This window comes from Pseudomonas sp. R3-18-08 (genome assembly GCF_003852065.1).
Classification (GTDB): domain Bacteria; phylum Pseudomonadota; class Gammaproteobacteria; order Pseudomonadales; family Pseudomonadaceae; genus Aquipseudomonas.
The window spans coordinates 2,952,185-2,967,995 of the sequence record NZ_CP027729.1; the positions used below are offsets into that span (position 1 = coordinate 2,952,185).

The 15,811-nt window shown below is 60.6% G+C and carries 14 protein-coding genes and 1 pseudogene; 8 read left to right on the forward strand and 7 right to left on the reverse strand.

All coding sequences use genetic code 11. From position 1 onward, the window contains the following. Nucleotides 1–76 precede the first annotated feature (76 nt). Complete coding sequence (locus tag C4J92_RS13405; RefSeq protein WP_124362860.1) at nucleotides 77–517, reverse strand: Lrp/AsnC family transcriptional regulator; 441 nt, start codon at nucleotides 515–517, stop codon at nucleotides 77–79. Between the two features lie 109 nt (nucleotides 518–626). Here C4J92_RS13405 and C4J92_RS13410 point away from each other — a divergent pair, with 109 nt between their 5' ends. Beyond that, a complete protein-coding gene (locus C4J92_RS13410) occupies nucleotides 627–1,535 on the forward strand; it encodes a DMT family transporter (RefSeq protein ID WP_124404180.1) in 909 nt (302 codons plus the stop codon). 73 nt (nucleotides 1,536–1,608) lie between these two features. Here the strand turns inward: C4J92_RS13410 and C4J92_RS13415 are convergent, their stop codons facing one another. The 3 genes from C4J92_RS13415 to C4J92_RS13425 form a co-directional block, all read right to left on the reverse strand. Further along, on the reverse strand, nucleotides 1,609–3,588 hold the full coding sequence (locus C4J92_RS13415) for a U32 family peptidase (RefSeq protein ID WP_124404181.1): 1,980 nt from the start codon (nucleotides 3,586–3,588) through the stop codon (nucleotides 1,609–1,611). A 534-nt stretch (nucleotides 3,589–4,122) separates the two neighbouring features. Continuing rightward, on the reverse strand, nucleotides 4,123–4,503 hold the full coding sequence (locus C4J92_RS13420) for a RidA family protein (protein ID WP_124404182.1): 381 nt from the start codon (nucleotides 4,501–4,503) through the stop codon (nucleotides 4,123–4,125). A 72-nt stretch (nucleotides 4,504–4,575) separates the two neighbouring features. Continuing rightward, a complete protein-coding gene (locus C4J92_RS13425; RefSeq protein WP_124404183.1) occupies nucleotides 4,576–5,445 on the reverse strand; it encodes an oxaloacetate decarboxylase in 870 nt (289 codons plus the stop codon). A 290-nt stretch (nucleotides 5,446–5,735) separates the two neighbouring features. Here C4J92_RS13425 and C4J92_RS13430 point away from each other — a divergent pair, with 290 nt between their 5' ends. From C4J92_RS13430 to C4J92_RS13440, 3 genes and pseudogenes are all read left to right on the forward strand, one after another. Continuing rightward, a complete protein-coding gene (locus C4J92_RS13430) occupies nucleotides 5,736–6,692 on the forward strand; it encodes an ABC transporter substrate-binding protein (protein WP_124367055.1) in 957 nt (318 codons plus the stop codon). A gap of 23 nt (nucleotides 6,693–6,715) precedes the next feature. Then, a pseudogene (locus C4J92_RS13435) lies at nucleotides 6,716–8,037 on the forward strand (LLM class flavin-dependent oxidoreductase). A 136-nt stretch (nucleotides 8,038–8,173) separates the two neighbouring features. Beyond that, nucleotides 8,174–9,106 (forward strand): cupin, encoded by a 933-nt coding sequence (locus tag C4J92_RS13440; protein WP_124404184.1) that lies wholly within the window; start codon nucleotides 8,174–8,176, stop codon nucleotides 9,104–9,106. Between the two features lie 29 nt (nucleotides 9,107–9,135). Here the strand turns inward: C4J92_RS13440 and C4J92_RS13445 are convergent, their stop codons facing one another. Beyond that, entirely contained in the window at nucleotides 9,136–9,396 is a 261-nt protein-coding gene (locus C4J92_RS13445; RefSeq protein WP_177413182.1) for a metallothionein, read from the reverse strand. A gap of 193 nt (nucleotides 9,397–9,589) precedes the next feature. Here C4J92_RS13445 and C4J92_RS13450 point away from each other — a divergent pair, with 193 nt between their 5' ends. The 3 genes from C4J92_RS13450 (at nucleotide 9,590) to C4J92_RS13460 (ending at nucleotide 12,121) form a co-directional block, all read left to right on the forward strand. Continuing rightward, entirely contained in the window at nucleotides 9,590–9,820 is a 231-nt protein-coding gene (locus C4J92_RS13450) for a DUF317 domain-containing protein (RefSeq protein WP_124404185.1), read from the forward strand. A gap of 326 nt (nucleotides 9,821–10,146) precedes the next feature. Continuing rightward, nucleotides 10,147–10,764 carry a dTMP kinase gene (locus tag C4J92_RS13455; RefSeq protein WP_124404186.1) on the forward strand — a complete coding sequence of 206 codons (618 nt, stop codon included), beginning with the start codon at nucleotides 10,147–10,149 and terminating at the stop codon, nucleotides 10,762–10,764. A 145-nt stretch (nucleotides 10,765–10,909) separates the two neighbouring features. Beyond that, complete coding sequence (locus C4J92_RS13460) at nucleotides 10,910–12,121, forward strand: cytochrome c biogenesis protein DipZ (protein ID WP_124404187.1); 1,212 nt, start codon at nucleotides 10,910–10,912, stop codon at nucleotides 12,119–12,121. Between the two features lie 3 nt (nucleotides 12,122–12,124). Here C4J92_RS13460 and C4J92_RS13465 read toward each other — a convergent pair whose 3' ends face one another. After that, entirely contained in the window at nucleotides 12,125–13,468 is a 1,344-nt protein-coding gene (locus C4J92_RS13465) for a HAMP domain-containing sensor histidine kinase (RefSeq protein WP_124404188.1), read from the reverse strand. Then, a complete protein-coding gene (locus tag C4J92_RS13470) occupies nucleotides 13,465–14,205 on the reverse strand; it encodes a response regulator (protein ID WP_124404189.1) in 741 nt (246 codons plus the stop codon). Before C4J92_RS13470 ends, C4J92_RS13465 begins: the two co-directional genes overlap by 4 nt. A 268-nt stretch (nucleotides 14,206–14,473) precedes the next feature. Here C4J92_RS13470 and C4J92_RS13475 point away from each other — a divergent pair, with 268 nt between their 5' ends. Next, nucleotides 14,474–15,796 carry an epoxide hydrolase family protein gene (locus C4J92_RS13475; protein WP_256657409.1) on the forward strand — a complete coding sequence of 441 codons (1,323 nt, stop codon included), beginning with the start codon at nucleotides 14,474–14,476 and terminating at the stop codon, nucleotides 15,794–15,796. Nucleotides 15,797–15,811: the final 15 nt, after the last annotated feature.

A 15,811-nucleotide genomic window follows, 5' to 3' on the forward strand; every position in this document is an offset into this window, starting at 1 on the left:
TGTCAGTCAGCGCATCTGAAACTGACACTCCGCTATCGGGAGCAAGCCCCCTCCCACATGTTTGTGCAGTGCACTTTCAGTCGGTCAACGGCGGCAAGCGCCGTTTCACCGGGGTTTTCTTGACGATGGCAGTGTTGGTTTCGGCATACCCGTTAATCCGGTCGAGCAGGCTGTCCAGGTGGTCCATGGTGCGCACATGCAGGCGGGCGATGAAGCAGTCTTCGCCGGTGACTTTGTCGCATTCGGTGAATTCGGGGATTGCCTGAATCTGCCGTTCCACTTCCTGCAACTTGCCGGGCAGCGGGCGGATGCGCACGATGGCCTGCAGCAGGTAGCCAAAATGCTTGGGATCGATATCGACGGTGTAGTGGGTCAGCACGCCGCGTTCCTCCAGGCGGCGCAAGCGCTCGCCGACGCTTGGCGAAGACAGCCCGGTGATACCTGCCAGGGCCTTGAGGGACAGACGCGAGTCATCCATCAAGGCGGCGATCAGTTGCTGGTCGATGGTGTCAATCATGGGGTTCGCCTAATAAGAAAAGGTGATTTGAGGTTTTGGCCTTTTTTAGTCACTGGAGCGGCTGTCGGGCAGCTTGCCATAATTGAGCCTCACTTGAGGAGCATCAATCATGGATACAGCTGTCCGTCGCGGAACCTGGGAAATGATCGCCGCCATGCTGATCTCCGGCACCATCGGCTGGTTTGTGCTGGTGTCCGGCGTGTCGGTGATCGAAGTGGTGTTCTGGCGCTGCGTGATCGGCGCGCTGGCGCTGCTGCTGGTGTGCGCATGGCTCGGCTACCTCAGGCTGGACTTGCTCAGTTGGGCCAGGTTCGGGCTGGCGGTACTCAGCGGTGTGGCCATCGTCGGCAACTGGCTGTTGCTGTTCGAATCCTACTCGCGTGCGTCAATCGCCATCAGTACGGCGGTGTACAACGTGCAACCGTTTCTATTGGTGATGCTGGCGGCGCTGTTTCTCGGTGAGAAAATCACCCTGCAGAAGATGGCTTGGCTGAGCGTGGCGTTCCTGGGCATGCTGGCAATCGTCACGGCCCATGGTGAAGAACCGGCTGGCGAGGACTATTTGACCGGCATCGCGCTGGCCCTGGGCGCGGCGTTGTTGTACGCGATTGCAGCGCTGATCATCAAGCAACTCAAGCAAGTGCCGCCGCATTTGATGGCGTTGATCCAGGTGACTACCGGCGCGGTATTGCTGGCGCCGCTGGTGCCTTGGGACCGCTTGCCCACGTCGACTGATGCCTGGGCGGCACTCGCCACCCTCGGCCTGGTGCACACGGGGTTGATGTATGTGTTGTTGTACGGGGCGATACAGAAGCTGCCGACTGCGATGACCGGCGCCTTGTCATTCATCTACCCGATTGCGGCGATTTTCGTCGACTGGATCGCCTTCGGGCATCGCCTGGGATGGCTGCAATGGTTGGGCGTGGCGGCGATCCTGCTGGCGGCGGCGGGGTTGCAGCGGGGCTGGTGGTGGCCCCGTAACCTCGGTAGGAGCGAGTTTGCTCGCGAAAAACGCTAACGATAACGCAGCCTATCGGGTTGACACGCGGCGTTCTCAGGTTTTTCGCGAGCAAGCTCGCTCCTACAGAGGGTCAGTGTGTGCCCTGGAAAATGATGTTCTCGGGGTTGAAATGCTCCACCGCGCTGCCGGGCTGCGGCAATCCGAGGATGTGCCCCTTGATCTTGCCGACCACGTGCATTTCGCAGGGTTTGCAGTCGAACTTCAGCGTCAGCACTTCATCGCCATGGATCAACTGCATCGGCGCCACCTTGGTCTTCACCCCCGTCACGCCCTTGGCCTGTTTAGGGCACAGGTTGAACGAGAACCGCAGGCAATGCTTGGTGATCATCACCGGTACTTCGCCGGTTTCTTCGTGAGCCTCGAAGGCGGCATCGATCAGCTTCACACCGTGACGGTGGTAAAAGTCGCGGGCCTTCTGGTTGTAGACGTTGGCCAGGAACGACAGGTGCGCGTCCGGGTACACCGGCGGCGGCGTGGTCTCGGCCTTGCGTCCACCGCGCGGGTGCGCGGCGACGCGAGCGACGGTCAGCGCTTCGATCACTTCACGGCGTAGCGCCTTGAGCTGCGAGTTGGGAATGAAGAATGCGTGCGGTGCATCCAATTGGATATCGGTGGCGTGGTACTCGGTGGTACCGAGTTGGCCCAGCAGGTCGCGCAGGGTATCCAGGGCCTGTTCCGGCTTGTTGGCCACGCCAAACGGGCCGGGCAGGGTGACGCTGGCGCTGATGCCTTCTTCGCTGGTGGCGGTGATTTGCAACTGTTCTTCACGCAGCCGCGCCACCCAAGCCAAGCCGATACGACGCTCGGCCGAGGTCTTGAGCAGCGCCTGTTGCCAGTTATGGTCCAGATTGCGGTTTAACGGGTGATTCGGGCGCAGCTGGTGCAGGCCCGCCGGCATTTCATTCGGTTCGACGCGGTAGCGATAGCGCTTCTCGCCGTCTTCCTCGAATTCGCCCTTGGGCTCGGCGATGTTGGCGCGGAACCCCACCACTTCACGCTTGACCAGCACATTGAGGCCGTCGCCGTTGGACAGCGGCTCATGGGTGACCACCTGCAAGTCGCGCTTGCCGGCTTTTTCCACCACACCCACCGGCAGGCCGGTGAAGGTCGGGGTGTCGAAGGCGCCGATATCGATCTTGCGGTCGCTGACAAAGTAGTCGGTACTGCCACGGTGGAAGGTTTTTTCCGGGTCGGGCAGGAAGAAGTGCGCGGTACGCCCGCTGGAAGCGCGGGCCAGGTCCGGGCGGTCTTCGAGGATTTCGTCGAGGCGCTGGCGGTAGTAGGCGGTGATGTTCTTCACATAGCCCATGTCCTTGTAGCGGCCTTCGATCTTGAACGAACGCACGCCGGCTTCGACCAGTGCGCGCAGGTTGGCGCTCTGGTTGTTGTCTTTCATCGACAGCAGGTGCTTTTCAAAGGCGACGACGCGGCCCTGATCATCTTTCAAGGTATACGGCAGGCGGCACGCCTGGGAGCAATCGCCACGGTTGGCGCTGCGGCCGTTCTGCGCGTGGGAGATATTGCACTGCCCGGAGAACGCCACGCACAAGGCGCCATGGATGAAGAACTCGATGGCGGCCTCGGTCTCGTCGGCGATGGCGCGGATCTCTTGCAGGTTCAGCTCGCGCGCCAGTACCAACTGGGAGAAACCGGCCTGATCGAGGAACTTGGCGCGGCCCAGGGTGCGGATATCGGTCTGGGTGCTGGCGTGCAGCTCGATGGGCGGAATATCCAGCTCCATCACGCCCAGGTCTTGCACGATCAAGGCATCGACACCGGCGTCGTAGAGCTGGTGGATCAGCTTGCGCGCCGGCTCCAGCTCGTTGTCATGCAAGATGGTGTTGATGGTGGTGAAGACGCGAGCGTGGTAACGGCGGGCGAATTCCACCAGTTGAGCGATATCGCTCACGTCGTTACAGGCATTGTGACGGGCGCCGAAGCTCGGCCCGCCGATATAAATGGCGTCGGCGCCATGCAGGATAGCCTCGCGTGCGATGGCCACATCGCGGGCAGGGCTGAGCAATTCCAGGTGATGCTTGGGCAAGGACATAGTTTTTTTAGTCAGGCTTGTCACGGTCGAGGCGGGCATTGTAGCTGCGAAAAGTCTTACCGGCATCTACCACAGGGCTGTCGGGCTCATGGACCTGCCGCTGATGGCGGTGGGTCAGTTACACATGCACTTGCTGACACTGCCTCATCGGGGGCAAGCCCCCTCCCACAGTTTTGACCGAGTACGGCATCCCGACCCGGTTGGCTCCGAGACCTTCTCACTGTGTTTACCAAGGCTGTCGGTATGCGCCGAACCAATGTGGGAGGGGGCTTGCCCCCGATGGCGGTGGGTCAGTTACACATGTGCTTAATGAAACTGCCTCATCGGGAGCAAGCCCCCTCCCACAGTTTTGACCGAGTTCGGCATCCCAAATCGGTCGGCTCCGAGACCTTCTCGCTGTGTTTGCCAAGGCTGTCGGTATGCGCCGAACCAATGTGGGAGGGGGCTTGCTCCCGATGGCGGTGGGTCAGCTACTCATGTACTCACTGACACTCCCCCATCGGGAGCAAGCCCCCTCCCACATGTTTCACCGAGTCAGGCCTTGGCAGCCATCGCCGTTACTTCAACACGCATACCTTCTACAGCCAACGCGGCAACACCCACCGCCGCCCGTACCGGCCATGGCTTGGCGAAAAAGCGTTTGTAGACTTCGTTGAACGCGGCGCGATCGGCCATGTCGGTCAGGTAGATGGTCAGGTGCATGACCCGGTCCATGGAGCTGCCGGCTTTTTCCAGCGCGACTTTCAGCGCTTGCAGGGTGCATTCGCTTTGCAGCGTGATATCGCCCAGCTCCAGGCTGCCGTCGGCGTGGGTTGGAATCTGGGTGGAGACCAGGATGCCGTTGAAGCCGATCACGTCGGAGGAGATCGAATCGGCATCCGGGTCGGGTGTGAAGGTCAGGTCGTGGTTGGCCATGGGTGCCTCATGTTGGCAGGAACGAAAAGGCGCCATGGTCCCTGAAAAAACCACCTGGGGCAAACCAGGGGTTTACTCTTTCACGTCCATGAACTCCTCAGCCCACGCCACATAGCTCTCCGGCAATGTATAGGTGTGGGTCAGCTCGGTCGCGCTGAGGTTGGAAGTGCTGTGGGTCAACTGCCGTTGCGCGCGCAGGCTGTCGTAAGTGGCCTTGATCGCGGCAAAGTAGGCGCCATGCCCGGCCACCACGATGCGCACGCCCAGGCTCGCCAGACGCTCGCTGTCGTGCAGTTGGGGGTTGCCGTAGGTCACCAGCATCAATGGCACCGTGAGGTTCTCGGCGATTTTTTCCAGGTGGTCGAAGTCTTTGACTCCGACCATGCAGATTCCATCGGCGCCGGCCTTTTCATAGGCCTGGGTGCGCGCAATCACGTCTTCGGTGGGCAATACGCCGGCGTTGGTGCGCGCGATGATCGACAGTTCAGGATCGACACGCGCCTCCAGAGCTGCCTTGACCTTGCCGATGCCTTCTTCGACGGAGATCAGGTCCGTGGATTTACGCCCGAATTGCGCAGGCAGCAGGGTGTCTTCAATGGTCAGCGCCGCGACGCCGGCGCGTTCCAGCTCTTCAACCGTACGCATCACGTTCAGGGCATTGCCGTAGCCGTGGTCGGCATCGGCAATGAACGGCAACTGTGCGACGCGGCCGATGCGGGTGGCCTGTTCGACGAACTCACTCAGGGTAATCAACGCGAAATCAGGTGCCGCCAGTACCTGCAGGGAGGCGACGGAGCCGCCGAGAATACCCACCTCAAAACCCAGGTCAGCCGCGATACGGGCGGACATGGGGTCGAAAACCGAGGCGGTTTCAACACAGATGGGCGTGGCAAGCAGTTCGCGGAATTTACGGCGCAGCGCTGAGTGAGAAATCTTGGGCATGTTCTTTCCTGGCTTTGGTCATCGTCAAGTGACGATCAATGTCTATTCGTGGTGGCGTGAGATTACCACGCAGACGGGCAGGGGTTGATGACGTTTGAATGCGCACGATGCGTGTTGCGCGGCGATGCACCGGTAAAATGCAATATGTGCATTTTTAGTGAATTACGTTATGCATTATAAATATTTTACATGTCTTTCTTATAACCTCATCGTAATGCCCCTTACGACTATCGCCGAGACCGCACGCGCGGATCGACTTGACGTGCCTCCCATGGCATCTGGAGACGAACGTGCGTTACCTGTCAAAACTGGCGACCGGCATGGCCGCCGCATTGATCTGCCTCACCGCCCATGCGCAAACGCTGGTAGTGGGCGATCAAAGCTATAACGCCCAAGCCGCGATGGAAGCGGCGGGGGTGCTTGAGGATCTTCCCTACACCCTTGAATGGAAGCAGTTCACGGCCGGATCGCCGGTGGCCGAAGCGCTCAACGTCGGCAGCCTGGATATCGGCCTGCTCGGCGACGCGCCGGTGTTGTTCCTCGGCGCATTGGGTGCGCCGATCAAGGTGATTGCCGTCAGCCGGCAAAACCTGGCGGGCGTGGCGATTCTGGTCAAGCAGGATTCGTCGATCCACAGCCTCGCGGACCTGGCGGGCAAACGCGCAGCCATCTGGAAAGGTTCCTGGAGCCAGCAACTGCTGCTGAGCGCACTGGATAACGCCGGCGTTGCCCGCGACGCGCTGCAGTTGCGTTACCTCAGCGCACTGGATGCGTCCCATGCGCTGGAAGGCGGCTCGGTCGATGTCATCGCCACCTGGGAGCCTTATGTGACCCAGCAGGAACGCCAAGGTGCACGGGTACTCGCGACGGCCGAGGGGTTGATTCCCGCCCAGAGTTTTATCGCCGCCAACGCCACGGCGGTCGACGACAAACGCGCGCCCATCAACGACTTTCTCCAGCGCCTGAAAAAAGCCCGTGACTGGGCACGCCAGAGCCCGGCCAACACCAACGCCTACGCTGACGCATGGGCCAAACGCACCCGCGCCGATGCTGAAATCGCCCGCGCCTGGTTTGCCAGGGCACGCACCACGGTCGAACCGCTGACTGCCCAGGCACCGGTCGAGGCGCAAAAAACCGTGGACTTCTTCGCCAGCGAAGGGCTGATCAAGGCTTACCCGGCCGCCAGCCTGTTCGACCCGTCATTCGCCGCGGCCCTGCAGCCCGCCGTCGCCCAGGCACAGCCCTGAATACACCAAGGAATCTCTCTGACATGACCAAACGACAGCTCAAACTGGGCGCCTTGACCATGGGTTGCGGTGGGCCGGGCCGCCACAACCTGTGGCTCGACCCGCAATTGCCGGCCGACGCCAGCGTGAATATCGACTGGTACATCGATATCGCGCGCCAGGCCGAGGCGGCGTTGTTCGACTTGATCTTTATCGTCGACAGCCAGTTCATTACCCCGGGCTCGCCTTCCCATTACCTCAATCGCCTGGAACCGCTGACGTTGTTGTCGGCGCTGGCCGTGAGCACGCGGCATATCGGCCTGGTCGGTACGCTGACCACCTCCTACAACGCGCCGTATAACGTTGCGCGGCGCCTGGCTTCCCTGGACCTGATCAGCAAAGGCCGCGCCGGCTGGAACGTGGTGACCAGCGGCGATGCCGGTACCGCCGGCAATTACAGCCGGGACGAGCATTATGACTACACCACGCGTTACAGCCGCGCTGCCGAACACGTCCAGGTGGTGCAGGGGCTGTGGAACTCCTATGAGGACGACGCCTTCGTGCGCGACCGCGCCACCGGCCAGTTTCTCGACCCGAGCAAACTGCATAGCCTGAATCATCAGGGCGAACACTTTGCGGTGGCCGGCCCGCTGAACATCCAGCGCTCACCCCAGGGGCAGCCGGTGATCTTCCAGGCCGGGGATTCCGAGCAAGGCCGCGACCTGGGCGCCGCCACCGCCGACGTCATCTTCACCCATGCCGCCAGCATCGAGCAGGGCCAGGCGTTTTACCGGGATATAAAGGGCAGGGCGCTGCAACGCGGGCGCGATCCGGAGCAGTTACTGATCATGCCCGGCGCGGAAATCTATGTGGGCGACACCGATGCCCACGCCCGCGAAATCGAGCAGCATTATCATCAGGTCGACCATAGTTTTGCGCTTGCGCTGAAAGAATTCGGGCGTAATTTCGGCTGGCATGACTTCAGCCAGTACGACCTGGATGCGCCATTCCCTCAAGAAAGCCTGGAGGCTGCGCGCAGCAGCTTTTTCACTGCTGCCAAACGCATCGCCGATCAGGCCCGCGAGAAGGGTTTCAGCCTGCGCCAGGCCGTAGAATTTGGCCGCCAACTGCGTCCAGGGCCTTCACCGGCACGGCTGATACGGTGGCGCAAAAAATGGCGGATTGGCTGCACGCCCGCGCCGTGGATGGTTTCAACATCTACATCGGACACCCGGAGCAGTTCACTCGCTTTACCCGGGAAGTCATACCGTTGCTGCAGGAACGCGGTGTTTACCGGACCGCGTATGAAGGGAGTACGTTACGCGAGCGCCTGGGGCTGGAAATTCCGCAGTTTGCACGGCGTTAAGCCGCTGCCCTCGTTTGACCTGACCGCCGTGCGGATCAAGGGATGCATCCGCCGGCGCGCTATGCCTATAGTTCACTCACCCCCACAGCGCACTCAACGACGCTGTGCAAACCAGCCGAAGACTGAGGTGAGCCTGATGAACCGTGAATTCAGCCGCGCATTGTCCGATCCCCACCAAGTGGACGCCGAGTACTTCGAGTACAGCAAGGCCGCCAACCCCATCAGTGCCAATCTCATACCGCGCATTCCCTACCACAGTTTTCCTGCCGCGCTGTATGACAGCGGCCCTTCACGCGTCGTCCCGCTGGACCTCAGCGACGCCCTGGGCTGCGAAGGCCCGGCCACAGGTCCCGGACTGTGCGCCAACTTTATGCGACTCAACCGTAGCGACACGCTGACCGTGCAACCCAACGCGACCTCCCAGGTGTTCTACGTGATCGCCGGGGAGGGCAGCGTGGTGCAGGCCGAGCATGAGATTCAATGGTCCAAAGGCTGCTTTATCGCGCTGCCGGGTTTGCAGGCGGCGCACTTCAGTGCCAGCGCGGATGCGCGCCTTTACTACGTGCACGATGAACCGTTGCTGCGCTACCTCGGGGTGGTACCCAGTGCAGATCGCTTCACACCAACGCTGTACCCCGCAGCGGTGGCCAACGCCAAGCTGCGCGAAGCGGCGGATGATCCGCGTGCCCAGGACCGCAGCCGCATCAGTATCCTGCTGGGCAATCGTAACTTTCCCCAAACGCGCACCGTTACCCACGTACTGTGGGCGATGTACGGCATTCTGCCGGCCGGATCGGTGCAAAAGCCCCACCGGCACCAGTCGATTGCCCTGGACTTCATCATTGACTGCCCGCCAGGCTGCTACTCCCTGGTAGGCACCGAACTGGACACGGAGGGGCAGATCCGCAATCCGGTACGAGTCGACTGGGCGCCCGGCCTGGCGTTCGTGACGCCGCCTGGGTATTGGCATGCGCACTTCAATGAATCCGCCACCGAAGCGTTCCTGATCCCGATCCAGGACGCGGGGCTGCAAACCTACCTGCGTGCGTTGGATATTCGCTTCAGTTGATAAAGCAACGCCCCATGTGGATCGCACGATCAGGGTGAAATAGGATCGCTCGCCGGGAAGGTTTCTTCGATGGCCTCGTCAAGCTGGCTATCGCTGACGGCGCGGTCCTGCACCTTTACATGCGACTCGCAATGGCATTCCGCACTGGGGCATGCCTGACCGCGTGGGTGCAGGTCGGCGCAGGCCTGGCTGCAATAGGTTTTGCCATCGCGTTGATAGCGCGCGGCATCGGTCACCTGGCAACTGCAGCCTGGGCAGGCGCATGGCAAATCCGGGATGGCGTGGTTCATGAGTCCTCCGATTGTCAGTGTGATTGAAGCGTTCACACCTGTTTTGATCAGCGTAAATTCAAGAGTTTAAAAAAACACAGGGCAGGGGTGATGAACGGCGGGTGTGCGTGTGTGAGACAAGAAAACGAACCCTGCGCTGCCTCGTGCGTCTATGGTGATAACAACGATCACACAGACGCGAGGAGGTTTACCCATGATTGATTACGCAGCGGGCGACACCGATTCAGAAGCGCGCAACCGTTCGATCGGTAATGCCATAGGCCTGGCCGCCGATGAAGTCGAGTTGTGGGTGGCTTCGGTGGAAGAAGACGGCAGCGGCATGGGCTATGTGCTGACGTTTTCCGCGGACACGCCCAGCGAAATCCTCGCCAAGGTCGAGGGGCTGGGCGCTGACCGCACGATTAATATCGGTCCGATTGACTGAGCCCTGTAAGGCCGGTAGCCGTTCACGGCTGCTGGTAATGCCCCGGAATGTCATGGCCTTCGTAGCCGGCTTAGTGCGTTTTTGCACCTGAACATCGCTCTATCGCGCATCCTTGAGCTTGGCAAAGCGCTGCTTGAGCAGGGACTGATGCCAGGCCACTGTAGGAGCGAGCTTGCTCGCGAAAAGCGCCCAGGCGACGCGTTTATTCTGGATAATCGCGGTGGCCCTGAATTTTTCGCGAGCAAGCTCGCTCCTACAAAAAGCCTTGATTGACTGGCATAAGGGCAGGGCCTGCCCAACACGATGTCCACCATGGAGCAGGTCAAATGAGTCGCCCGCTGTTCATTTCGCTGGACGGGCCCAAGGGCACCGGCAAAACCACGCTGCTGGAGGCTGTTACGTCAGCTCTGAGGGCAGACGGCAAAAAGGTGATCCGACTGTGCGAAAAAAAGAGCGATCCCCATCGGGGTGAAACCATGGCGCTGGTCAACCAGCTCGTCAGGCATCCCAGCCCGGCACTGGAGTTGGCGGTGTGTGAGCGATTTGCTGATAGCCGTGGCTGGATTTCCCGGCATGTACTGCCCAAACAGCCGTCTGACAGCATCATCCTGATTGACCGCTGGTACCCGTCTGATGCGGCGTTTCGTCGGCTGATGCCGTTCGCAGAAATTCTAAAGCTGAACATGGAGCGTGGTGTGCAGATTCCAGACCTGCATGTCGGGGTAGTCACCGACGCTGAAACATCATGGGCGAGGGCGGCGGCACGAACACGTGGGCTGGGCAGTACGGTGCTGCAGTCCCTGGAAGAACAGGTGGCCTGCACGCTGGGCTTCGAGCGAGCGGTTGCCGATCACGGTTGGGTGCTATGCCGTAACGAAGGATCGATCGAGGACGCCACGGCGCAGGTGGTTGCTGAGATCTATGGCGTGCTGAGTGAGCGCTAGCAGTTCCGTATCGCACTGTATCTACAGGCCCTGCGGATACTTGCGGATTCAATAGACCGCTTTACCGACATATCCGCGATACCTGCAGGCGATTCAATTGGCGCCAGCGAGGGACACCCCCTCGGCCAATTGAGTAGGTAGCGCCATGTTATTGATCGCCTTTCTCGGCGGCATCGTCACGGTACTCAGCCCGTGCATTCTTCCCGTCGTGCCGTTTTTATTCGCCCGTGCTGACCGCTCGCCAGCGTCAGTGTTGTGGACCCTGCTTGGCCTGGCGCTGACCTTTGCCCTCGTGTCCAGCCTCGCCGTGGTCAGCAGTGACTGGGTGGTGACGGCCAACGGTATCGGTCGCCAGCTCGCGCTGGTGGTGCTGGTAGTGTTCGCCCTGTCGTTACTCTCCGCCAAAGTCGGCAACGGGCTGATGCGCCCGTTAACGGCACTGGGTAATCGCCTCGATCCAGCCACGCGCAGATTGTCGGGGCCCGGCGCATCGCTGCTGATCGGGGTGGCAACCGGATTGCTCTGGGCACCCTGCGCGGGGCCCATCCTCGGAATCATCCTGACCGGCGCAATGCTTCAAGGCCCGAGCGCGCACACCAGCCTGCTGCTGTTGGCCTACGGCTTGGGCAGTGCCGTCTCCTTGGGCGTGCTGATCTTTGCGGGCCGAGGCCTGGTGTCTCGGTTGAAGTTGTCGCTGCCCGTGATTGCCTGGCTGCGACGCGGCACAGGGCTGGCCGCGCTGGTGGTTGCGGGGCTGATCGCCAGTGGCTCACAAAGCCAACTGCTTGCCGGCACTTCATCCCAGGGCGCTGCCACGCTGGAGCAGTCGCTGCTGAACGGTGTGCCCAAAGTCACTGATTACCTGGTGGACAGCGTCAAGGCAGCGACCACACCTGACCTAAGTGCCAAGGGTGAAATGCCGTCCCTGTCGGGCGCCGTACAATGGCTGAATTCACCCGAACTGAGCAACGAGTCGTTGCGAGGCAGAGTGGTGCTGGTGGACTTCTGGACGTTCGACTGCATCAATTGCCAGCGCAGCATTCCGTATGTGAACGAGTGGGCACGCAAGTACGAGAAGGAGGGGCTGGTTGTCATCGGCGTGCACACCCCGGAGTATCCCTTTGAAAGGGTGATAGACAACGTGCGCAAAAACGTAGCGAAGCTGGGCCTCAACTACCCGATCGCGATCGACAATAACTATGCGATCTGGCGCGCATTCGACAATCAATACTGGCCCGCCCACTACCTCGTCGACGCCGAAGGCAAGATCCGCTACACCCACTTCGGCGAAGGCAGCTATGACACTCAGGAAAAAGTGATCCAGCAGTTGCTGGCGGAGGCTAAGAACAAGGGGTGATGATCACTGGGGATGATCCATGGGCGTCTTTGCGAAAGGTCTCAGTGTTGGCGGCAGTTTCAACTCGGCACACAGACCGCCGCCATCCCGGTTCACCAAGCGCAGGGCGCCTTGCAGGGTAAGCGCCAGTTGTTGCGAAATCGCCAAGCCCAGCCCTGTGCCACCGGTTTCCCGGTTTCGCGAATTCTCCACGCGATAAAAAGGTTTCAGCACTTCGGGCAATTGGTGGTCAGGTATGCCGGGGCCACGGTCCAGCACTTGAATCAGCAGCCCACCGTCCGGCTGGTGCTGCGCGATGATTTGCACCTCTGATCCGAACTTCAAAGCATTGTCCAAGAGGTTGACCAACACCCTGCGCAGCGCATGGGGGCGAGTATCGATGGCTGCGCCGCCGTCAGCCTTCAACGTCACTTGCTTGCCGGTATCGAGGTAGTCAAAGACCAGGCTTTCCAGAAAGGAATCGACATCCACGCGCCGGCTTGGCTCATTGGAACCCGCCATGCTCCGCGCGTAGGCCACGCCTTCCTGGACCAGGTGCTGCATTTCCTCCAGGTCGTTGCAGAGATTGTCCTTTTCCATCGAATCGTCCATGAACTCTGCGCGAAGCTTCATTCGTGTGATCGGGGTTTGCAGGTCGTGGGAAATCGCTGCCAACAGCTGCATGCGTTCCTTCACGTAATTGGCGATGCGCTCCTGCAGGGTATTGAAGGCGACGGCCGCGTAGACCACTTCGATTGGCCCTTCCTCCTTGAGCGGTTCGCCCTGGCCATTCGGATCCAGGCTGTCTACCGCTTGGGAAAGCCGCGTCAGTGGCCGTATGACCGTGCGTACGGCGAGCCAGGTGCAGACGAACAGCAGCAACAGTTGCGCAACCAGAACTGCCGGTAACCAAGGTGATAGCGGCATCACCGCAGGTCGCACATCAATCGTCAGGGGGCTGCCGTCCTTGAGGCGCAAGTGGGCCTGATAATGAGGGCGCGCATCGGCAATATCGCTGAAGCTCAGTGGGTACTCCCGGCCCAGCGTGGCTTGCATGGAGCGCACGGAGACGGGAGCGCTGGTCATGTCCATTGGCGTGCCCGGCTGGCCCTCATCCAGTTGGTATCGGTAGTTGGGATGTTCCAGGCGCGGCAACCAGGCCTCACGCTCATTGGCCGGCAACCGCTCCAGTATCGCCAGTGAGGTGGTCAGGTCTTGTTCGAAATTGTCCAGCATCAACATCTTGGCACTTTGGTAGCGCTCATAGAACTGCAGCCCGAATGACAATCCATGGGCCACCGCCAGGCTCACCAGGAAGATCAGTGTCAACCGCGAGGCCAACGTGCGCGGCCAGCGCGTCATGGTCATGGCTGTGCTCCTGACACTTGCACCGCGTAGGTAAAGACATAGCCCTCGCTGCGAACAGTCTTGATGTAGGCGGGATCGCGGGCGTCGTCCTGCAGCCGGTGGCGCAGCCGGCTGACGAGCAAGTCAATCGATCGGTCGAAGAGGTCGGCGTCCCGGCCCTGGGTGAGGTTGAGCAGTTGATCGCGGTTCAGCACGCGCTGGGGGTGATCGAGGAAGACCCGCAGCAAGCGATACTCGCCGCCACTTAACGTCACGATGGTGCCTTCGCTGTCCAGCAGGTGTCGAGCCGTGGTGTCCAGCCGCCATTTGCCGAATGCGAGCAGCCGGCCTGCTTCGGTGACAATCAGGTTGGGCGGCAACATGCGGGTGCGGCGGAGCACGGCATTGATTCGCGCCAGCAACTCCCGGGCGACAAAGGGCTTGGCCAGGTAATCGTCGGCGCCCATCTCCAGGCCGATGATTCGATCCGTATCGTCATTGCGCGCGGTCAGCATCAGAATCGGTGTGGCCTTATGCTTGCCTGCGCGCAGTTCCCGACACAGCACCAGCCCATCGTCTCCGGGCATCATGATGTCCATCACAATCAAGTCGACCGGCGTGGACGCCAGAAAGACACGCATCTGGCGACCGTCCGCCACTACCGTCGTGCGCAGTCCGTTTTTCTGAAGATAGTTCCCCACCAGCTCTCTGATCTCGCGGTCATCGTCGACGATGAGGATGTGATCTACGTGCTCCACTTGACTCACCTTTATCCCTGTTTAACGGCGTTGAAGAAGGTGGCGTCGAGTATATCCAGGTGACGCTTTCCAGCTGGTAAAACTTTTGCACCAGACTCGCCTGGGTGGATTTGTATCGTTGTGTATCTGCGCCGCAGCCAGATACACAGTGATTCGTTCAAGGCGGTTGGTGACACATACGGGATACCTGCGGGGCGTTAAATGAACACATCGAGAAGGCGCAGTCCCTCTTCAATTGATGGCTCATCTAACGCTCGGAGATCTCGTTATGCCCTGGAAAAACCCCGTGAGGATGGGCGTGTTTGGTTTGGCACTGGTCGCAGGCAGCGGCGGTGCCTGGGCCGCCGAAGCGTCAGTTGCCAGTTCGGCCGCGACCCAACCCGAATCGATTCGGCCTTACCGAATTCATGTCGATGAAGCTCAACTGACCGATCTGAAACAGCGCATCGCCGCGACCCGCTGGCCAGACAAAGAGACGGTCAATGACGTCTCCCAAGGCGTGCAGTTGGCCCAGGTTCAGGCGTTGGTGAAGTATTGGGGCAACGGCTATGACTGGCGTAAGGCCGAAGCGAAGCTCAATGCGCTGCCTGAATTCATCACCACCATCGACGGCGTGGATATTCAGTTTATCCACGTCCGCTCGCGCAACCCGAATGCAATGCCGCTGCTGCTGACACACGGATGGCCGGGCTCGCAATTTGAGTTCCTGAAGACCATCGGCCCGCTGACCGACCCTGTGGCTTACGGCGGTAAGGTCGAAGATTCGTTCGACGTAATCATCCCCTCGATCCCCGGACACGGCTTTTCCGGCAAGCCCACTGAATTGGGCTGGGGGCCGGATCGCGTCGCGAAGGCGTGGGATGTGCTTATGAAGCGTCTCGGATACTCCCACTATGTTTCCCAGGGTGGTGATCACGGCTCGGTGATATCGGATGCGCTGGGTCGCCTGAATCCGCCGGGTCTGTTGGGCATTCACTTGAACATGCCGGCCACCATTCCGCCCGAGCTGGTCAAGCCGATCAACAGTGGTGACCCGGCACCTGTCGGGCTCAGCGAGCCTGAACGCAAGGCGTTTGAGTCCCTGAGTACCTTCTTCGGCCGCAACGCTGCCTACGGCGCGATGATGGTGACCCGCCCGCAGACCATCGGCTACCTGCTGGCCGATTCGCCCACCGGTACGGCGGCGTGGATGTACGAAAAATTCGCCGCCTGGACCGACAGCAACGGTCAGCCTGAACGGATACTTACCCGCGACGAGATGCTGGACGACATCAGCCTGTATTGGCTGACGAACGTCGGCGCATCGTCATCGCGTTTCTACTGGGAAAACAACAACAACAATTTCAGCGCCGCCGCGCAGAAAACCGCAAGTATCAAGGTGCCGGTGGCAATCACGGTCTTCCCCCACGAAATCTATCAGGCCCCCAAAAGCTGGGCGCAACGCGCTTACCCCTCACTGGCCTACTACAACCAGGTTAACAAGGGCGGCCACTTCGCTTCCTGGGAACAACCGCAACTATTCAGCGAAGAATTGCGTGAGGCCTTCCGGCCACTGCGCGCCAAGCTCGGCGTAACGAAGACCGCTCAGTAACACTTACCCAACCCC